Raw genomic sequence first — 18,916 nt, forward strand, 5'->3', positions numbered from 1 at the left:
GATCCCGGCCGCACCCGCCACGGTCTCCATTCTCGGCGTTCTTTGCGCCTTTGGGAAAGCCGCAACGTGTGACGCGCGTCGCGTTTTCCGATCGGTGGTCCCTGTCGATCCCGGCCCGGGTTCAGCGCCCCAGGGCCACCTTGACCGCCTTGCAGACATCGCCGGCGGTAATCTTGAGTTCGGATTCCATCGGCGGCGCATAGGGCACCGGTGCGCGCGGCGCGCCCAGGCGCCGGACCGGCCCCTCCAGACGGTGATGCAGTTCCTCGGCGATGGTCGCCGCGATCTCGGCACCGAAGCCGCCGGCCTGCACCGCCTCGTGCACCACCAGGGCGCGGCGGGTGCGGGACACGCTTTCCAGCACCAGCTCCCGATCCCAGGGCCAGAGGGTGCGCAGGTCGATCACCTCGACATTGATCCCCTCCACCCCCAGCGCCGCGGCGGCATCCAGTGCCGTCCAGACCGTCGCCGACCAGGTCACCAGGGTGATGTCGGTGCCGGCCCGGCGCACGATCCCCCGGCCGAATTCGGCCGGCGCATCGCTTTCCGCCGCGGGGCCGCTCAACGCCCAGAGGTTCTTGTGCTCCATATGCACGACCGGATCGTCGGAGCGGATCGCCGCCTTGAGCAGGGCATAGTTGTCGGCCGGCGTCGCCGGCACGGTGACCACCAGGCCGGGGATATGGGCGTACCAGGCTTCCAGCGACTGCGAGTGCTGGGCGGCGGATGACCGCCACATGCCGATCGGCTCGCGCACCACCAGCGGCACGCGGGTCTGGCCGCCGAACATGTAGCGGGCCTTGGCCGCCTGATTGACCAGCTCGTCGACGGCGCAGAGCGCGAAATCGGAAAAGCGCATCTCGACCACCGGCCGGGTGCCGCTCATCGCAGCACCGACGGCAGCGCCCATGATGGTCGATTCCGAAATCGGGGTGTCGACGATGCGGTTCGCGCCGAAACGGGCCTGCAGACCGTCATACTGCTTGAACACGCCGCCGCGGCCCAGATCCTCGCCCAGCGCCCAGACCAGCGGGTCGCGGTCCATTTCCTCGGCAAGCGCCAGCCGGCCGGCTTCGAGATAGGTGATGTCGGCCATGGGTCTCAGCCTTCCCGGGTCCAGAAGCGCGCCGGCGCACCGGCATCCTGCACATCCTCGAGCGCCAGCGCCGCGGGTGCCCAGGGGGCCGCCTCGGCCGCATCCAGCGCTGCGGTCATCTCGTCGGTCGCCGCCTGTTCCAGCGCGTCGAGTTCGGCCGCGGGCACGCCTGCGGCTTCCAGCAGGGCGCGGTTGCGCCGCATCGGATCGCCGGACCAGCGGCCTTCGGCCTCGCCCGCCGGGCGATAACCCGCCGGATCGGAAGCGGTATGGCCCAGCAGCCGGTAGGTGCGGGCATGGATCAGGATCGGGCCCTCGCCGGCCCGCAGCCGGGCGACGGCATCGCGGGTCGCCTCGTCCACCGCCACCAGATCGTTGCCGTCGATCTCGATCGCGGTCACGTCCATGGAGCGGGCGCGGGCGGCGGCGCCTTCGCCGGCCGTCAGGGTCGAGGTGCGGGTGGTCGCCGACCAGCCATTGTCCTCGCACACGAACAGCACCGGCAGGTTGAAGACCTTGGCCCAGTTCAGACCTTCCATGAAGGGGCCGCGATTGATCGCGCCGTCGCCGAACAGGCAGACCACGACCTGATCACCGCCCTTCAGCCGGATCGCCTGGGCGGCGCCCACCGCGATCGGGATATTGGCGGAGACGACACCATTCGCCCCCAGCATGCCGACCGAGAAATCGGCGATGTGCATCGACCCGCCGCGGCCGTCGGAAGTGCCGCCGGCCTTGCCCAGCAGCTCCAGCATCATGGCGCGGGCATCGGCACCCTTGGCCAGGGTATGGCCATGGCCGCGATGGGTGGACAGCAGCAGGTCGTCGCGGCGCAGCTGCGCACAGACGCCCGCGGCCACCGCCTCCTGGCCGATCGACAGATGCACCGCCCCCAGCACCAGGCCGCGGTTCTGCCCGGTCTCGGCCGCGCGCTCGAAGGCGCGGATGCGGGCCATCAGCCCGTGGAGCGCCTTGAGGCGCGGAATGTCGTGATTGCTCGCGGTCGCCGCTGGGGCGCCGTGCTGCCCGCCGGTCATGAGCCGACCTTTCCTCCCTGTCCCGCCGTCGGTTGCGTCTTGCCCGGCCTCGGATGGCCCGGGCTCGCATTCTTGGATCGTGGCACCTTGTCCGGTACCTCGCCGACGCAACGACGATAACGGCGGTGATCGAGAGCTGTCAAATCCAGGTCCAATATTTGGACCCGGCCATGTCGTTTCTTTCAAGGCCGTCCGAAAGGCACGCCATACCGATTGCCCTGTTAGCACAAGAGGTCAGATCGCCTGTTCCATATAATGGATCTCCTGTCACATGGATGCCGGCTGCATCCGGCCGCGCCGGGTCCGTATCATGGTGCCGCGACCTCGACGGATGCACGACCGCCGGGCATGATGGCCGCAGCGAAGATCACGAAGCCGGGCGCGCCGCGACACCGGCCGGACGACAGGGAGAAACGTGCATGGCCGACACGACCACACCGCCTTCTGCCGCCACCAGGCCGATCGTGGCCGACAGCGTCACCCGCCTGGGGCCCGAGGCGGAAGGGGCGGTGCTGGTGGCCGCCAGCCATGGCGGCGTCTATGCCGCCTATCTGGCGGCGGTGTCGAAGGTCAGGGGGGTGATCCTGAACGATGCCGGGCTCGGCCTGGATCGCGCCGGAATCGGCGGGCTGGATCTGGCCCAGAAGATCGGCCTTGCCGCCGCCACCGTTTCCCACGACAGCGCCCGGATCGGCGACGGCCGCGACATGATGGCGCGCGGCCGCATCTCTTACGCCAATGTCGCCGCGATCGCAGCCGGGGTCGAGCCCGGCCAGAGCTGTGCCGAGGCGGCCGAACGCCTGGCCGCCGCCACCCCGCCCTTCGACCGGCCGGCCCCCTATGCCGAGGCACGCCGGGAACTGGCCCCGCGCGGGCCGCTGGGACCGCGGATCGTGCTGATCGACAGCGCCGCCCTGGTGAAGGCCGAAGACGCCGGCCAGGTGGTCATCACCGGCAGTCATGGCGGGCTGATCGGCGGCGACACCTGGAACGCGCTCAAGACCGACGCTTTCGCGGCCGGCTACAACGATGCCGGCATCGGCATCGACGAGGCCGGCACCACCCGTCTGCCCGCGCTCGACGCCCGGGCCATCGCCGGCTTCGTGGTCAGTTGCAACACCGCCCGGATCGGCGAGGCCGCCTCTACCTACGAAGACGGCCTCGTCAGCCGGGTCAACCGCCGCGCCCATGCGCTGGGCCTGCGCGAGGGCCAGTCGGCGCGGGAAGCGGTGGAGATCCTGATGGACGCCATGGAAGGCCGGATCGAAACGGCCTGATCACCCGGCCCGGATCTGTCGCAGGAATCCGGCCATCTCCCCCTTCAGCCGATTGGTCTGTCCGTCCACCTCGCGTGCACCGTCGAGCAACGCCGCGGCACTGGTGCCGGTTTCGGTGGCGTCGCGCCCCACACCGCGCGCATTGGTCGAGGCGTCGCCTGCCGCCCGGGCGGCTTCGACCACCGTGCGGGTGATGTCCGCCGTGGCCGCCGCCTGCTCTTCGGCCGCCGCGGCCACGGCCGCCGACATGCTCTGAATATCGCGGATGACACGGCCGATGCGATGCATCGCCTCGACCATCTCCGTCGCGGCCGACTGTATGGCGCCGATCTGCCCGCCGATTTCGCCGGTCGCCCTGGCGGTCTGATTGGCGAGCGACTTGACCTCGCCGGCCACCACCGCGAAGCCCTTGCCCGCCTCGCCGGCCCGCGCCGCTTCGATCGTCGCATTCAGGGCAAGCAGATTGGTCCGTGCCGCGATGTCCGAGATCAGGGCGATCACGTCGTCGATGCGTGCCGACGCCTCGACCAGGGCGCGGACACGCGCCTCGGTGGCATCGGCTTCGCTAACGGCCTGTGCGGCGGTCACCGCAGCCCGCCCGACCTGCCCTGCAACCTCGCGGATCGAGGCCGACAATTCCTCGGCCGCCGCCGCCGCCGTTTCCACATGGCTGGCCGCACGCTCTGCCCCCGCCGATGCGGCGCCGGCCTGGGCATCGGTGCGGCGGGCCGCATCGGCGACATTGCCTGCAACCACCGTCATGCGCGAGGCCGCGCCGGCCACGACCTCCATCGCCCCGCCGACACTCGTTTCGAACCGTGCGGCCAGCTCGGCCAGCTGGGCCCGCCGTTCCTGCTCGGCCTGATGGCGGCGGCTCTCCTGCTCGCCACGCAGCCGCGCGGCCTCGGCGCTGCCGTTGCGCAGCACCAGAACCGCCCGGGCCAGGGCACCGATTTCGTCATGGCGGGCCGTCGCCGGAACCTCGGCGTCCAGCGCGCCGCCGGCAATGGCGGCAACCGTGCCGGTCAGCCGGTTGAAGGGCCGGATCACCCGATAGGCCACCAGCAGCATGCCGGCAAGCGTCGAGACCAGCGCCAGAACGATCAGGGCCAGAGACGACACTTCGGCATCCGCCTGGGCATCATGCGCATGGCGGTAGACGGTGGCAGCCGAACTGACCTGAACGCCGATCAGACGATCGATCGAGGCCGTCACCGGATCGATCGCCGCATACAGGGTGTCGCGTACGAAACGATCGAGACCGTCGGTGTCGCTTGCGGCCACGATCGCCGCCAGACGGCCGACTTCCACATCGGCGGCGCGCATCAGCCGGTCGGCCGCACCGGCCAGCTCCGCCTCCTCTCCGCCGGACAACCCCGCACGGTATTCCGCCCAGCGGGCAGCGATCTGCCCACGCGCGGCATCGATCGACGCCGCGGTCGTCGCGCGATCGGCATTGCCGTTCCGGAGCTTGTGCGCTGCATCGACGATGGACACCGCATAGGCATCCGAAATCGCCTTCAGCGCCTGCAACGGTATCACCCTGTCGATATAGACCCGCTCGAGCGCGGCATCCGCCCGAACCAGGGCACGCTGCCCGTTCATCGCCACCAGGACCGCAACCACACCCAACAGGCCAAGCACGGCAAACAGCGTGCCCCTGACCGTCAACACCCTCCGCATGCACTCTCTCCATCCGAGTGGCGGCACCGTATCGCCCTCTCCCTCCCATCAAGAGCGATCGCCCGATGGCAGAATGATGACTCAGACGGCGCGTCCACCGGAACAACCGTTAAGGGAGAGGCGCATATTGCGGGAAAGGGGGCCGGGTCAGACGGCGGCGCGGGCCTCGAAGGCCTGTTTATAGGGCTCGCGCAGTTCGCGCTTCAGCACCTTGCCGATCGGGCTGCGCGGCAGCTCGTCGCGCAGTTCCACCGCCGACAGCCGCTGTGCCTTGCCCAGCCGCTCATTGGCCCAGGCGCGGATCTCCTCGGCGGTCGCCTGCTGCCCCGGCTTCAGAACCACCAGTCCGAGCGGGGTTTCGCCCCACTCCCGGCTGGGCACGCCGATCACCGCGGCATCGGCGACGGCCGGATGGGCGAAGAGCACCGCCTCCAGATCGACCGCATAGATGTTGAAGCCGCCCGAGATGATCATGTCCTTGCGCCGGTCGAGCAGGCGGACGAAGCCGTCCTCGTCGATCGCGCCCATATCGCCCGAGCGGAAGAACACCCGGCCCTCGGCGTCATGCCAGAGCATTTCCTCGGTCTTCTCGTCCAGGTTGTGGTAGCCGCTCATCATCGCGGGACCACGGCCGACCAGTTCGCCGATCTGCCCCGGGGGCAGTTGCCGCCCCTCTTCGTCGATCACCAGGATCTCGGCGCCGGCCGAGGGGCGGCCCACGGTATCGAGCTTGTCGGGATAGGCGATGACGTCGAGCAGGCACGAGATGCCACCCTCGGTCAGGCCGTAGATCTCGATCATGCCGCCGGGCCAGCGCCGGGCGATCTCGCGCTTCACCTCGGCCCTGAGCGGCGCGCTGGTCGACAGCTTCATCTGGAAGGACGACAGGTCGCGGCGGTCGAAATCCGGATGGTCGAGGATGCGGGTATACTGCACCGGCACCAGCATGGCATGGGTCGCCCGCTTCGCCTCGGCCAGTTCCAGGAAGCGGCCGGCATCGAATTTGGCCATCAGCACCGCAAGCCCGCCGAACAGCACCGTCGGCAGCAGGGCGGCCAGCGTGGTGTTGGAATAGATCGGGGTCGAGACGATCGACACGGTGTCGGGGCCGAAGCCCATGGTCTGGATGCGCCGGGTCTGCGCACCGCGCATCTGATGGCTGTGGACGATGCCCTTGGGCACCCCGGTGGTGCCCGAGCTGTAGATGATGTTGAAGAGGTCGAGCGCCTCGATCACCACCGGGGCAGGCGTGGCGGGGGCAGAGGCCAGCCAGTCGGCAAAGCCGGTCCACTCGCCGCCGGGCCACTCGCCGCCGGTCGCCATGTCGAAGCCGATCAGCCGGGCATCGCCCAGCCGATCCAGCGCCGGTTCGATCAGCGGCAGCGAATAGGCATCCACCGCCAGCAGGCGGGCGCCGGAATCCTGTACCATCGCCGCCAGCTGTTCGGCACTCGCCAGCGTCGAGAGCGGCACCGCGCAGGCGCCGGCCCGCAAGGTCGCCATATAGAGCGCCAGCACGTCGACCGCATTGCGGGCCAGCATCGCGACCTTGTCGCCGCGACCGATCCCGTCCTGCTGAAGGGCGGCGGCGATGGCATCGATCCGGGCATTGAAGCCCTGCCAGTCGAGGGAGGTGGTCTCGTCCTCGACGGCCGGTGCGCCGGGCCGTTCGGCGGCATGGGCGCGGATCGCGTCGCTGATGTTCTGGAAAGCGTCGGCGTTGTCGCGGATATGGTCGGTCAAAGTCTGGCGGCGCATGGTCTGGCGGTCCTCCGGTGCCGCGTTCTGCGCGGCGTCATGGTTGCGACCATCGAACGCCCCCGCATCGCAGCGGTCAAGACGGCGGCCCCGGCGTCCGCGCTGCGGAATTAATCGGGCCAGGAGGCGACCCGGTCGAACAGCCGATCCTCGTCCACCGTCTCTTCCGAGACCACCCGGCCATGGGCGCCGACCCCGGCGCGGCGGACGGATCCCGGATCGCCCGAGACCAGCGGATGCCACCAGGGCAGATCGCGGCCTTCCGCCACCAGCCGGTAGGCGCAGGTGGCCGGCATCCAGTCGAGCGCGCCCAGATTGTCGGGCGTCAGCACCACGCAATCGGGCACGATGGCCTTGCGGTTGGGATAGTCGCGGCAGCGGCAGCTGTCGCAGTCGAGCAGACGGCAGGCGACATCGGTCGAGAGCACCGCACCGGTGTCCTCGTCCTCCATCTTGACCAGGCAGCACTTGCCGCAGCCGTCGCAGAGGGCATCCCATTCCTCGCCGCTCAACCGGTCGAGCGGCTTCGCCTTCCAGAACGGGATGCCGCTGCCGGCCGCACCTGCCGACATCAGCCCACCACCAGCGGTTCGAGAGCGGCCCTGAGCGCCGGCGGCAGCGGCACCGGCCGGCGGGTCTTGCGGTCGACATAGACATGCACGAACCGGCCCTCGGCGGCCGCCAGATCGGCATCGCCGTCGAACAGCGCGATCTCGTAGGCGACCGAGCTGTTGCCGAGCCGGCCGACGCGCAGGCCGGCGGTCACCGGCTCGGGGAAGGCGAGCGAGGCCATGTAACGGCAGGCGCTTTCGACGACCAGGCCGATGACGTTGCCGCCATGGATGTCGAGCGCGTCGCGGCGGATCAAGTACTCGTTCACCACAGTGTCGAAATAGCTGTAATAGACCACGTTGTTCACATGGCCATAGACGTCGTTGTCCATCCACCGGGTGGTGATCGGCAGGAAATGGCGATAGTCGGCGCGGGTGCCGCGGGCCGGCGTGGTCATGCGGTCTCTCCGTCCTGGAGCGGGTCTTGGATGTCGCCATGGCGGGCGAGCACGGCCGCGACCCGGGGCACGGCCCGAGCCCTGCCGGCGATGGCGCCCAGATGCGGGGTTACCCCGGCAAAGCGGGCACGCCCGCCGGTCCAGGCGCTCATCACGACCAGATAAAGATCGATGGCAGAGAAGCGGCTGCCCAGGAACCAGGGCCCGGCGGGGTCGGCCGCGGCTTCGAGCATCCGCCACAGCCCGTCGCGCCGCACCTGCATGCCGGCGCGGAAACCGGCGAGCGGTTCGCCTGCCAGGCCGGCATCGTCGGCATGTTCGGGCACGGTGACCGCCGGATAGATTTCAGCCACCAGGAAGACCAGCCAGCGCAGGAAGACGGGCCGGAGCGGATCGCCCGCCGCCGGCACCAGTTCCGCCCCGCGCGGGCCGGCCAGATCGGCCAGATGCAGCAGGATGGCGGCAGTTTCGGTCATCACCAGATCGCGCCCATCCGGCGCGGCGCCGGGGATCACCAGCACCGGCACCTTGCCGGTGGGGTTGAGCGCCAGCAGCCGGTCGCGGCCGGGCCCGGGCTCCCGATAGGGCAGATCCTCAAGGACATGGGGCAGCCCCAGCAGAGCGAGCGCCATCTCGACGATCGCCGAGCCACAGCCCGGCGATCCGATCAGGGTAAGCGGGGCTGCATCATCGGTCATGTCAGAGCGCTGCCTCATAGATCGCGCGGGCATCGTCGAGCGTCACCTCGCGCGGGTTGTTGACCAGCAGCCGGGTCTGCTTCATCGCATCCTCGGCCAGAAGCGGCAGGTGATTATGGCCGACGCCGACCTGGGCCAGCCGGGTTTCCAGCCCAAGCTCTTCGGTCAGCCCCGCCAGCGCATCGGCGAACCGGGCCGAGACCGCCTTGTCACCGCCTGCCCGATCGAGATCGGGGAAAACGATCGGCGCCAGCTCGCCATAGGCCCGTGCCGCCGTCTCGCTCTCCAGATTGAAGCGCAGGACATGCGGCAGCACCAGCGAGTTCGACAGCCCGTGCGGCACGTGGAAATGGCCGCCAAGCGGATAGGCGAGCGCGTGGACCGCGGCGACCGGGGCATTGGCGAAGGCCTGGCCGGCAAGCAGCGCGCCCAGCATCATGTCGGCACGGGCGGCACGGTCGCGACCATCGGTGCAGGCGCGGCGGATGGCGCCGCCCAGCAGGCGCAGCGCCTCGCGCGCCAGCACGTCCGACAGCGGGTTCTTCTTGTGCGCGCTGGTATAGGCCTCGATCGCGTGGACCATGGCGTCGACACCGGTCGCCGCGGTCACGTTCTTCGGCAGGCCGAGCGTGAGATCGGCATCCAGCAGCGCCACATCGGGCAGCAGCAGGGGCGAGACCACGCCCTTCTTCTCGGCCGCCCCGGTGGTGACGATCGAGATCGGCGTCACTTCGGAACCGGTGCCGGCCGTGGTCGGGATCTGGACCAGCGGCAGGCGGCGGCCCTTGGCATTGCCGACGCCATAGATCGTGTCCAGGGCGACAGGGGTTGCGACCAGGAAGGCCACCAGCTTGGCCACGTCCATCGAGCTGCCGCCGCCCAGGCCGACCACGCCGTCGACACCGGCATCGCGGGCCTCGGCCGCGGCGGTCTCGACCACCTCGGCCGGCGGGTCGGCGACCACGCGGTCGAAGATCACCGGCTCCAGCCCTGCGGCGGTCAGGCTTTCGAGCGCGGCATCGGTCAGACCGAACTTCCGCACCCCGGGGTCGGTGACCACCAGCACCCGCGTCGCCCCGAGATCGCGCATGATCTGGCCGAGCCTGGTGCAGGCCCCCGGCTCGCTGACGATGCTGCGGGTTGTCTCGAAGACGAAGGACGGTACGGACTGCGGCGACATGGCGGGCGACCTCCCAGGGGTAGCCGGCATCGGGGCCGGCGGTTCGTTCGTTGATTAAGGCGCCGGCAGGCCTCGCCGGTCCGGCGGTCAGGATGAGAGCCCCGGCCCCCCGGGTCAAGTCGCTGCCGCACGTGCCACCATGGCATGCATATCCTGCGCGTGGGATCACTCTGCGGTGTATGTCGGTCCACATGGCGTTCGAACGGTGTCTGGTACTTGACGCATCGGCCGGCCGCGCATCACCATGGCATGTATGGACCGGTCGCGAGCTGTCCGTGGCGGGAGATGCCTTTTCCAGAGGCCTGCCCGCCCGCCGCTACCGAAGAGGCAGTGCACCGGCGCCCGGTGCCGGGCCGGTCCCGTGCCAGTGGTCGCGAGGGAGAGGTAAGGTGGCGGTTTCCGCCGCCCGTCCTGTCGTTTCCCGGACGGCCGCAAGCTCCCAGGGAGGACGGGTCGACGATGGCGACCAGCGATACCGGAACCGCAGAGGCCCGGTCGGAGACCAGCGCCACCACTGCCGCGACCGCCGCGCCGAAGGTGACGCTCGACGACAAGTACACGCTGCCCCAGGGCCGCATCTATGTGACCGGCACCCAGGCCCTGGTCCGCGCCCTGCTGCTGCAGGCGGAACGCGACCGTGCGGCCGGGCTGAACACCGGCGGCTTCGTCTCGGGCTATCGCGGATCGCCGCTGGGCGGCGTCGATCAGGCGCTCTGGCAGGCCCGCAAGCATGTCGACAAGGCCGGGATCGTCTTCAATCCGGGTGTGAACGAAGACCTGGCCGCGACCTCGATCTGGGGCACCCAGCAGCTTCATATCGGCGGCGGCACCTCCGACAAGGACGGCGTCTTCGGCCTCTGGTACGGCAAGGGCCCGGGCGTCGACCGGTCGGGCGATGCCATCAAGCACGCCAATCTTGCCGGCACCGCCCCGGTCGGCGGCGTGGTCGCGGTGTTCGGCGACGACCATACCGCCAAATCCTCCACCGTCGCCCATCAGTCCGAACCCGGACTGATCGCAGCCCATGTGCCGGTGCTGAACCCGGCGACCATCGGTGAACTGGTCGACTATATCCTGGCCGGCTTCGCCCTCTCGCGCGCCTCGGGCTGCTGGGTGGGGGTGAAGGCGCTGGCCGACACGGTCGAAGGCTCGGCCTCGATCGAGATCGATCCGGCGCGCCATGCCTTCCGCCTGCCCGACGACGTGACCCCGCCGCCCGGCGGCTATCACATCCGCTGGCCCGACCCACCGGTCGACCAGGAAGCCCGGCAGTTCCGGCACAAGCTGCCCATGGTCCAGGCCTGGGTGCGGGCCAATGGGCTCGACCGCGTCACCCACGACGCTCCCCGGCGCCGCTTCGGCATCGTTGCGGTCGGCAAGGCCTGGGGCGACGTGCTGGAGGCGCTCGACCTGCTGGGCGTCGACGAGGCCCGCCTCGCCGCCCATGGCATCGCCATCTACAAACCCGCCCTGGTCTGGCCGCTGGAGCCGGTCAACGCCGTGCGCTTCGCACGCGGCCTCGACGAGGTGCTGGTGGTCGAAGAGAAGAAGGCGATCGTCGAAGAACAGCTCGCCCGCCTGCTCTACGGCCTGCCGGATGCCGAACGTCCGCGGCTTTCGGGCAAGACCGATGCCGAAGGCCGGCCGCTTTTCCCGCAGGACGGGGCGCTCGATCCGCTCGACATCGCCCGCGCCATCGCCGTGCGCTTCGGCCTCGACGATGCCTCCAGGGCGCTCGCCTCGGCCTGCGGCGGTGCCGCCGCGGGGGCGGCGGCCTCTGCCGGCAACGAGCCGCCGCTGCCCGGCCGCTCGCCCTGGTTCTGCTCGGGCTGCCCCCATAACAGTTCGACGAAACTGCCCGAGGGCAGCCGCGCGCTGGCCGGCATCGGCTGCCACGGCATGGCGATCTACATGCCCAATCGCCGCACCACGCTCTGGAGCCATATGGGCGCCGAAGGGGCGGCCTGGATCGGCCAGGCGCCGTTCTCGAAGGACGGCCATATCTTCCAGAATCTGGGGGACGGCACCTATTTCCATTCGGGCCTGCTCGCCATCCGCGCGGCGATCGCGGCCAAGGTGAACATTACCTACAAGATCCTCTACAACGATGCGGTCGCCATGACCGGCGGCCAGCCGGTCGACGGCCAGCTGCTGCCCTGGCAGATCACCCGCCAGGTCTCGGCCGAAGGGGCCGCCCGGGTGGTGGTGGTGACCGACGAGCCCGACAAATACCCCGCCGCCACGCCCTGGGCCGAGGGCGTGACCATCCGCCCGCGCGACGAGCTGGACCAGGTCCAGCGCGAACTGCGCGAGACGCCGGGCGTGACCGTGCTGCTCTACGACCAGACCTGCGCCGCCGAAAAGCGCCGGCGCCGCAAGCGCGGCACCATGGCCGATCCGGATCTGCGCGCCTTCATCAATCCCCGGGTCTGCGAGGGCTGCGGCGATTGCGGCACCACCTCCAACTGCGTGTCGGTGAAGCCGCTGGAGACCGCCTTCGGCCGCAAGCGCCAGATCGATCAGTCGAGCTGCAACAAGGATTTCTCCTGCGTCGAAGGCTTCTGCCCCAGCTTCGTGACCGTGACCGGTGCCAGGCCGGCGAAGCGCGCGGCCGCGCCCAAGCCCAAGGCGGCGGGGACCGACGGCCCGGCACCGGATGAGGGCCTGCCCCTGCCCAAGGTGCCGCCGGCCGCAAGCGGCCGGGCCAACATCCTGGTCACCGGCATCGGCGGGACCGGCATCGTCACCATCGGTGCGCTGATCGGCATGGCCGCCCATATCGAAGGCCGGGCGGTTTCGGTGCTCGACCAGACCGGTCTTGCTCAGAAGAACGGTGCCGTCACCTCGCATGTCCGGGTGGCGCCGGTCACCACCCCGCCCCCGGGTGGGCGGGTGCCGCCGGCCTCGCTCGATGCGCTGATCGCCGCCGACATGGTGGTGGCCGCCGGCGCGGAAGCCCGCGCCACCTATGCCGCCGGCCGCACCCGCGGCGTTGCCAACACCCATGTCGTGCCACTCGCCTCTTTCGCGATCCAGCCCGACATGAAGCTGGGCGATGGGGCGACCGCGATGGCAGTGGAGGCCTCGATCGGCCGGGATGCGCTGGAGCGGATCGATGCCACCCGCATCGCCCGGGCGCTGTTCGGCGACAGCCTTTATGCCAACCCCTTCCTGCTCGGCCTCGCCTGGCAGAAGGGGCTGGTGCCGGTGGGGCTGGAGGCGCTGCGCGAGGCGATCCGGCTGAACGGCCAGGCGGTGGCGATGAACCTGCAGGCCTTCGCCTGGGGCCGCAAGGCCGCCGTCGACCGCGCCGCGGTGCTGCGGGCCGCCGGGCTCGACCAGCCGGCCACCGAAACCGCCCTGCCGCGTGTGGCCGAAGGCCCGGATCCGGAGACGGCGCCTCTGCCCGAACTCGTGGCCTTCTATGCCGACGAGCTGGTGCGCTATCAGGACAGCGCCTATGCCGCCCGCTACCGGTCGGTGGTGGAACGGGTAGAGGCGGCGGAACGCGCGCTTCTGCCGGGCGGCGGCGATCTCCGCCTTGCCCGCGCCGTCGCCCGCGCGCTCTATAAGCTCATGGCCTACAAGGACGAATACGAGGTCGCCCGGCTCTATACCGACGGCAGCTTCGCCAGGGCGCTCAAGGCCGAACTCGACGGCGGCCGCAGGATCACCCTGCATCTGGCGCCGCCGATCCTGTCGAAACCCGATCCGGTCACCGGCAAGCCGCGCAAGACCAGCTTCGGTCCGTGGATGTTCAGCGCCATGCGCCTGCTCGCCCGGATGAAGCGCCTGCGGGGCACAGCCCTCGATCCCTTCGGCCGCACGGCAGAGCGCCGGGCCGAACGGGCGCTGATCGAGGCCTATATCAGCCGGATCGACGGGCTGCTGCCGCGGCTGACGACGGCCAATCGCGACCTGATCCGCGACATCGCCGCCGTGCCCGAGAAGATCCGCGGCTATGGCCATATCAAGGAAAGCGCCATGCGCACGGCCGAGGTCGAGGAGAAGCGCCTCCTCGCCCGCCTCGATGCCGGGCCGGAGGCGAGCCGCGCCGCCGCGGAGTGACCGCCTTCAATCTCCGGGATCATCCTCGCCGCCGGCTTGGGCGGGGATGATCCCGGTTGCCGTTTCGCCCCTTCGCAACCTTCGCAATTCTTCCGCCGTCATCTTCGCAAACGTCGCAAGACGGCCGCCCGCGTCAGCCGCGGGCGAGGAGATCGCGCGCCGCCTCTTCTACCCCGGCTTCCGACGCCACCACCCGGGCCGGGACACCGAAGGCCTTCTCGGCCATCAGCGCCTGAGCCTCCATCACCAGCCGCCGGCTGCGGCTCTCCTCGACGACGATCATGCCCTTGCAGATCAGGCCCAGCACCTCGCGGCTGCGCTTGAGCCAGAGCGCCCGGCGCCTGCGGTCCTCGTGCGTCTCTTCCGGCTGCGGGCCTGAGAAGATCACGACGAAAGGCGTGCCGCGGTCGAGCAGGGCCTGCATTTCTTCTTCCCAGGCGACGGCATAGCCGGGCCGCACGGCATCGGGCCGGGCGCGGACCAGCGGGAAGGCGGACAGGTCGTGAACGATGAACCGGAGATCGGCGCCGGGAATAGCGGACATGACGGAAGGGTCTCCTCTGACGGATCGGGGCACGGATGCGCCCTGACGCTCACGCTAGACGCCCGGGCGCTTGCAGCGGTAACCGCATCCGGACAATAAATATTGAGAAGCTGCCATATCGCAGGGGAGATGCGCCGCGCATGGATCTGTTCGACCGCCCCGACGGGCCGCCGGTCATCGCGCTGGCGAGCGGTACCGGGCTGGAGAACGACTTCCCGCTCGGCAGCCAGGAAGTGGACTGGCATGCCCACCGCCGCGGCCAGCTGATCTGTATCGAGACCGGACTGATGCACAGCCGCACGCCCCATGGTTCATGGCTGCTGCCGCCCCACCGGGCGGGATGGATGCCGCCCGGCATACCCCATTGGGGGGCGATGACCGGCGTCACCTCGGGCTGGACCGCGCTGGTCGCACCCGAAGCCTGTGCCGGGCTGCCGGCCGGACCGCAGGTGCTGGCGGTGAGCGAGGTGATGCGGGCGCTGGTCCGCCGTGCCGCCGGCTGGTGGCAGGCCAACCGGCTGGATGCCCGTCAGGAACGGCTGACCGCCGTGCTGCTGGACGAGATTGCCGCCGCCCCGGCCGAACCGCTGCACCTGCCCATGCCGACGGAGCGGCGGCTGGCCCGGATCGCGACCGCCCTTGCGGCCGATCCGGCCAATGACCGGACCCTGGAGGATTGGGCAGGCGCGGCGGGGCTGTCGCCGCGCACGGCCCGCCGGGCCTTCATCGCCCAGACCGGCATGACCTTCGGAGAATGGCGCCGGCAGGCGCGGCTGGTGCGGGCGCTGGAGATGCTCGCGGCCGGCGAGCCGGTGGCGATCGTCTCGGACGCGCTGGGCTATGCGGGGCCGAGCAATTTCATCGCCATGTTCCGGCGGCGCTTCGGCACCTCGCCCGCCCGCTATTTCGCCACCACGAAATCGAAGCCATAGCCGCCATCGGCCCCCTGGGCCATCACCAGCTCGGGCCGGAAGATCCGGTCGCGATCATTGCCGGGCTCGTCCGCGAAATAGAGCTGGGTGGTCAGAACCGGCCCGCCCGGAGCCTGGACCCGGATGTGGATATGGCGGGTGCGGCCGGGATAGAGGCCGGGCCTGAGCGTCGTCAGGCGGTAGCGCCCGGCATCGTCGGCGAAGTGGTGGCCGCGCATGCGGAAGCCCCGATTGTCGTAGGCCCCTGTCGGATCGGCATGCCAGATGTCGAGCAGCGCGCCCGCAACCGGCCGGCAGTCGGTATCGAGCACCCGCCCGCTGACCTGCATCACCTCGCCATCAGGCGCATCGGCCGTGAAATCCGCCTTCTGCGGTGATCCCGGGCTGAAATAGGGGCCGGCGGTCTGCCGGGGCGTGGGATCTCCTGCCCCGCAGGCCGGCGTCGCGGCACGCGTCATGCCCGGCCGGACGAGGCCCGCAAAGGGCAGCAGCACGGCCGCACCGGCCGAGAGATGCAGCAGGCGCCGCCGCGACGGCTGTCGATCCCGGATATCGGCCATGACCTTCCCCCTCCGCCCATCGGTGGTCTGAGACAGGACATATCGGGTCTCTGGCGCCGGCAGATCAGGGGGTGGCGGGCGCCCCCGTGGGCTTTGCCACGCCGGAACCGTCGAGCAGCGCCCGGTCGCGGGTACAGGCGCCGATCACCGCATCCATGACCGCCCGCACCCGGGGGGAGCGGCGCAGATCGGCATGGACCAGCAGCCAGATGTCGCGGCCGGCCTCGCCTTCGGTGTCTTCCACCACCCTGACCAGCCGGGGATCGGGATCGGCAAGGAAATGCGGCAGGGCGGCGAGCGCCAGCCCGGTCGCCGCATATTCGGCCAGCGCCGCCAGATCATTGGCCCGCAGCCGGATCGGCCGGCCGGCCGCCTGGCGGATCAGCCAGCGCTGCTGCGCCACCCCGGCCAGACGGTCGTCATAGCCGGCGAATTCCCAGCGCGCCGGCGGACGGGCGGCATGTTCGGGCGTGCCGTAGAGGGCGAAGCCCATCCGGCCCAGGCGCCGGCTGATCAACTCGCCATCACCGGTGCGCTCCAGCCGGACCGCCAGATCCGCATCCCGGCGCAGCAGGCTGACCGCGCCGATATCGCCGGCCAGTTCCAGTTCAAGCTCAGGATGGGCAAGGGCCAAGGGCGCCAGCCGCGGCGCCAGAAAATGCGCACCGAAGACCGGCGGTACCGCCACCCGCACCGTGCCGGCGAGCCCGCCCGCCGCCGCACCGGCACGGCCGAGGGCGATCACCCCCTCTTCCACCCGTTCGGCGGCCGGCAGCAGGCGTTCGCCATCGGCGGTCGGCACCCAGCCGCGCGGCAGCCGGTCGAAGAGCCTGAGGCCGAGCGCGGTTTCCAGCGCGTCCACCCGCCGGGCAACCGTGGTGTGGTCGACCTTGAGCACCCGCGCCGCACCCAGCAGCGACCCGCTGCGCTGAAGCGCCAGGAAGTAGCGCAGATCGTCCCAGTTCATCGCCCGCTCATGCCCAAATCTGTGGATAATTCCACAGGGATTGCGCAAAGCTGCCAGCTGTTTGGGTGGATGTCCACAGATCTATCCTCAGCCCCAGGGCCGCAGCACCCCGCCGCGGCCGGGGCTGAAGGAGATCCGATCCATGTCCGCTGTCGCCACCGCCCGCGCCGTCCGCCTTTATGCGGCCGGGGGGACCGAAGGTTTCCGTGTCGAGGAGCTGCCGGTGCCGGCCCCGGGGCCGGGCGAGATCCTGATCCGCCAGACGGTCGCCGGGCTGAACTTCCTCGACATCTACCACCGCCGCGGGCTCTATCCGCTGCCGGCCCTGCCGACGGTGATCGGCGCCGAGGCCGCCGGCGTGGTCGAGGCGGTGGGGCCGGATGTCACGGGGCTGGCACCGGGCGACCGGATCGCCTGGGCCGGCGCCCCTTATGGCGGCTATGCCACCCATCGCCTGCTGCCGGCCTGGCGGGCCCTGAAGCTGCCGGATGCCGTGGGTGACGACATGGCCGCCGCCTCTCTGCTGCGGGCGCTGACGGTCGAGATGCTGTTCACGCGGGTGCGGGTGATGCAGCCGGGCGAGACCGTGGTGGTGCACGCCGCCGCCGGGGGGATCGGCCGGATGGCGATCGCCCATGGCCGGCGGCTGGGGCTGCGGATGATCGGGATTGCCGGCGGGGCCGAAAAGGCGGCGCTCGCCCGCGCGGCCGGGGCCGATCTGGTGATCGACCGCAGGGCGGAAGATCCGGTGGCCGCGGTGCAGGCGGCAACCGATGGCGGCGCCCATCTGGTGATCGACGGCATCGGCGGCGACATGCTGGCCCGGAGCTTCGGCATGGCTCGCCGTTTCGGCATGGTCGCGAGCCTGGGCGAGGCCGCAGGGCGGATCCCGGTGGTCTCCGTCTATGATCTGGGCCCGGCGCGATCCATCGCCCTCGCCCGGCCGAGCGTGATCGGCTTCATCTCCGATGCGGAAACCTATCGCAGCGCCGGTGCCGCGGTGATCACGCGCATGGCGGAGGGGCTGATCGTGCCGACCGGCGGCCGCCTGCCGCTCGACCGGATCGCCGAGGCGCATGACCGGCTGGAATCCGGCGTCGGCACCGGCGCCCTGCTGCTCGATACCGGCGCCTGATCTTCAGCCGAAACGACCGACGGCCCGCCAAGGGGGGCATCCCCGGCGGGCCGTCATGGGCCCGGAACCTCAATGGCTCAGGACCTGATCGGTATGGGCGGTCGGCGATCAGTGCGACATCAGCACCGGCACGGTCATATGGCCCATGATGTGGCGGGTCACGCCGCCCAGCACCAGCTCGCGCAGGCGGCTGTGGCCATAGGCGCCCATCACCAGCAGGTCGATATCGTTCTCGGCCACATGGTTCAGCACCGCATCGCCGATGCCGACATCGCTGGTCGACATCTTTTCGACCGCCACCTCGACCTTGACGCCGTGGCGGGCCAGATAGCGGGCCATGTCGTGGCCGGGCGCCTCGCCATGGCGGCCGGGCTTGGGATTGATCACCAGCAGCTTGACGGTGTCGGCGGTCTTCAGCATCGGCAGGGCGTCGACCAGCGCGCGGGTGGCCTCGCGGCCGCCGTCATAGGCGGCGAGCACCTTGCTGCCGACCTTGCCGGCCTTGGGCAGGCCGATATAGGGGACGACCAGCACCGGCCGGCCGGCGCCGAACATGGTTTCCTCGATCAGCAGGTCGCCGGCATCGTCGGTGCCGGGCTCGGGCTGGCCCAGAATGGTCAGATCGGCATAGCGGGCATGCAGGGCGACGCGGTCGATGTAATCGGTGGCGATCACGCTCTCGGAGCGCATCTCGACGGTCATGTGCCGCCGCTTCAGCATCGTGTCGATTTCGGCCAGGCGCTGCTTCGCCTGCTTCTTACGCTCTTCCGCCGCCGCTTCCAGCACGCTGGAGGGGACATGCTCCATCATGTAGCCGGGCATCACCACGTCCACCGACAGATAGACGGCGGTCAGATGGGCGTCGAACCGCTCCTGCAGCATGCGCGCGACATCGAGACGGGCTTCGGTCGACGGACGATCGTCGACATGGACGAGCAGGCTCTTGTAGGACATGACCGGACCTCCTTGGGG

The 18,916-nt window shown here is 70.3% G+C and carries 15 protein-coding genes and 1 pseudogene; 4 read left to right on the forward strand and 12 right to left on the reverse strand.

The features are described from left to right. Nucleotides 1–121: 121 nt before the first annotated feature. Nucleotides 122–1,096, reverse strand: a complete 975-nt coding sequence (locus WI697_RS12330; RefSeq protein ID WP_345958659.1) for an alpha-ketoacid dehydrogenase subunit beta — start codon at nt 1,094–1,096, stop codon at nt 122–124. Nucleotides 1,097–1,101: 5 nt separating this feature from the next. After that, the gene (locus WI697_RS12335; protein ID WP_197465283.1) at nt 1,102–2,133 is read right to left on the reverse strand and encodes a thiamine pyrophosphate-dependent dehydrogenase E1 component subunit alpha; all 1,032 of its coding nucleotides are present in this window, start codon (nt 2,131–2,133) and stop codon (nt 1,102–1,104) included. Between the two features lie 419 nt (nt 2,134–2,552). On the opposite strand from WI697_RS12335, the gene WI697_RS12340 reads away from it, so the two are divergent. Next, nucleotides 2,553–3,410: a hypothetical protein gene (locus WI697_RS12340; RefSeq protein WP_345958660.1), complete on the forward strand. Its 858-nt coding sequence runs from the start codon at nt 2,553–2,555 to the stop codon at nt 3,408–3,410. Here the strand turns inward: WI697_RS12340 and WI697_RS12345 are convergent, their stop codons facing one another. The 6 genes and pseudogenes from WI697_RS12345 to WI697_RS12370 form a co-directional block, all read right to left on the reverse strand. Beyond that, complete coding sequence (locus WI697_RS12345) at nt 3,411–5,093, reverse strand: methyl-accepting chemotaxis protein (protein ID WP_345958661.1); 1,683 nt, start codon at nt 5,091–5,093, stop codon at nt 3,411–3,413. A gap of 147 nt (nt 5,094–5,240) precedes the next feature. Then, entirely contained in the window at nt 5,241–6,851 is a 1,611-nt protein-coding gene (locus WI697_RS12350) for a class I adenylate-forming enzyme family protein (RefSeq protein ID WP_345958748.1), read from the reverse strand. An 81-nt stretch (nt 6,852–6,932) separates the two neighbouring features. Continuing rightward, nucleotides 6,933–7,423, reverse strand: a pseudogene (locus tag WI697_RS12355) (YcgN family cysteine cluster protein); the annotation flags it as partial. Next, on the reverse strand, nt 7,423–7,860 hold the full coding sequence (locus tag WI697_RS12360) for an acyl-CoA thioesterase (protein WP_062768772.1): 438 nt from the start codon (nt 7,858–7,860) through the stop codon (nt 7,423–7,425). The gene WI697_RS12360 and the pseudogene WI697_RS12355, both read right to left, overlap by 1 nt. Beyond that, on the reverse strand, nt 7,857–8,558 hold the full coding sequence (locus WI697_RS12365; RefSeq protein WP_345958662.1) for a glutathione S-transferase family protein: 702 nt from the start codon (nt 8,556–8,558) through the stop codon (nt 7,857–7,859). Before WI697_RS12365 ends, WI697_RS12360 begins: the two co-directional genes overlap by 4 nt. A 1-nt stretch (nt 8,559) precedes the next feature. After that, nucleotides 8,560–9,738, reverse strand: coding sequence for an iron-containing alcohol dehydrogenase (locus WI697_RS12370; protein WP_014744066.1), 1,179 nt, complete (start codon nt 9,736–9,738; stop codon nt 8,560–8,562). Between the two features lie 459 nt (nt 9,739–10,197). Here WI697_RS12370 and WI697_RS12375 point away from each other — a divergent pair, with 459 nt between their 5' ends. After that, nucleotides 10,198–13,806: an indolepyruvate ferredoxin oxidoreductase family protein gene (locus WI697_RS12375; protein WP_345958663.1), complete on the forward strand. Its 3,609-nt coding sequence runs from the start codon at nt 10,198–10,200 to the stop codon at nt 13,804–13,806. A 133-nt stretch (nt 13,807–13,939) separates the two neighbouring features. Here WI697_RS12375 and WI697_RS12380 read toward each other — a convergent pair whose 3' ends face one another. Beyond that, a complete protein-coding gene (locus tag WI697_RS12380; protein WP_062768777.1) occupies nt 13,940–14,350 on the reverse strand; it encodes a hypothetical protein in 411 nt (136 codons plus the stop codon). A gap of 140 nt (nt 14,351–14,490) precedes the next feature. On the opposite strand from WI697_RS12380, the gene WI697_RS12385 reads away from it, so the two are divergent. Next, nucleotides 14,491–15,282, forward strand: a complete 792-nt coding sequence (locus WI697_RS12385) for an AraC family transcriptional regulator (RefSeq protein WP_345958664.1) — start codon at nt 14,491–14,493, stop codon at nt 15,280–15,282. On the opposite strand, the gene WI697_RS12390 is transcribed toward WI697_RS12385, so the two are convergent. Further along, complete coding sequence (locus WI697_RS12390; protein WP_062768783.1) at nt 15,252–15,842, reverse strand: dioxygenase family protein; 591 nt, start codon at nt 15,840–15,842, stop codon at nt 15,252–15,254. The genes WI697_RS12385 and WI697_RS12390 overlap by 31 nt on opposite strands. Nucleotides 15,843–15,906: 64 nt before the next feature. Beyond that, on the reverse strand, nt 15,907–16,809 hold the full coding sequence (locus WI697_RS12395) for a LysR family transcriptional regulator (protein WP_345958665.1): 903 nt from the start codon (nt 16,807–16,809) through the stop codon (nt 15,907–15,909). Between the two features lie 142 nt (nt 16,810–16,951). Here WI697_RS12395 and WI697_RS12400 point away from each other — a divergent pair, with 142 nt between their 5' ends. Next, nucleotides 16,952–17,944 carry a quinone oxidoreductase family protein gene (locus tag WI697_RS12400; RefSeq protein WP_345958666.1) on the forward strand — a complete coding sequence of 331 codons (993 nt, stop codon included), beginning with the start codon at nt 16,952–16,954 and terminating at the stop codon, nt 17,942–17,944. 108 nt (nt 17,945–18,052) lie between these two features. Here the strand turns inward: WI697_RS12400 and WI697_RS12405 are convergent, their stop codons facing one another. Further along, entirely contained in the window at nt 18,053–18,898 is an 846-nt protein-coding gene (locus WI697_RS12405) for a universal stress protein (RefSeq protein WP_345958667.1), read from the reverse strand. Nucleotides 18,899–18,916 lie beyond the last annotated feature (18 nt).

This window comes from Tistrella mobilis (assembly GCF_039634785.1).
GTDB lineage: Bacteria > Pseudomonadota > Alphaproteobacteria > Tistrellales > Tistrellaceae > Tistrella > Tistrella mobilis.

Bases quoted from the DNA above. Each gene is read 5' to 3' on its own strand.
- WI697_RS12405 (WP_345958667.1), bottom strand. From the start codon at position 18,898: ATGTCCTACAAGAGCCTGCTCGTCCATGTCGACGATCGTCCGTCGACC.
- WI697_RS12380 (WP_062768777.1), bottom strand. From the start codon at position 14,350: ATGTCCGCTATTCCCGGCGCCGATCTCCGGTTCATCGTTCACGACCTG.
- WI697_RS12340 (WP_345958660.1), top strand. From the start codon at position 2,553: ATGGCCGACACGACCACACCGCCTTCTGCCGCCACCAGGCCGATCGTG.
- WI697_RS12350 (WP_345958748.1), bottom strand. From the start codon at position 6,851: ATGCGCCGCCAGACTTTGACCGACCATATCCGCGACAACGCCGACGCT.
- WI697_RS12375 (WP_345958663.1), top strand. From the start codon at position 10,198: ATGGCGACCAGCGATACCGGAACCGCAGAGGCCCGGTCGGAGACCAGC.
- WI697_RS12360 (WP_062768772.1), bottom strand. From the start codon at position 7,860: ATGACCACGCCGGCCCGCGGCACCCGCGCCGACTATCGCCATTTCCTG.
- WI697_RS12345 (WP_345958661.1), bottom strand. From the start codon at position 5,093: ATGCGGAGGGTGTTGACGGTCAGGGGCACGCTGTTTGCCGTGCTTGGC.
- WI697_RS12335 (WP_197465283.1), bottom strand. From the start codon at position 2,133: ATGACCGGCGGGCAGCACGGCGCCCCAGCGGCGACCGCGAGCAATCAC.
- WI697_RS12390 (WP_062768783.1), bottom strand. From the start codon at position 15,842: ATGGCCGATATCCGGGATCGACAGCCGTCGCGGCGGCGCCTGCTGCAT.
- WI697_RS12365 (WP_345958662.1), bottom strand. From the start codon at position 8,558: ATGACCGATGATGCAGCCCCGCTTACCCTGATCGGATCGCCGGGCTGT.
- WI697_RS12395 (WP_345958665.1), bottom strand. From the start codon at position 16,809: ATGAACTGGGACGATCTGCGCTACTTCCTGGCGCTTCAGCGCAGCGGG.
- WI697_RS12370 (WP_014744066.1), bottom strand. From the start codon at position 9,738: ATGTCGCCGCAGTCCGTACCGTCCTTCGTCTTCGAGACAACCCGCAGC.
- WI697_RS12385 (WP_345958664.1), top strand. From the start codon at position 14,491: ATGGATCTGTTCGACCGCCCCGACGGGCCGCCGGTCATCGCGCTGGCG.
- WI697_RS12400 (WP_345958666.1), top strand. From the start codon at position 16,952: ATGTCCGCTGTCGCCACCGCCCGCGCCGTCCGCCTTTATGCGGCCGGG.
- WI697_RS12330 (WP_345958659.1), bottom strand. From the start codon at position 1,096: ATGGCCGACATCACCTATCTCGAAGCCGGCCGGCTGGCGCTTGCCGAG.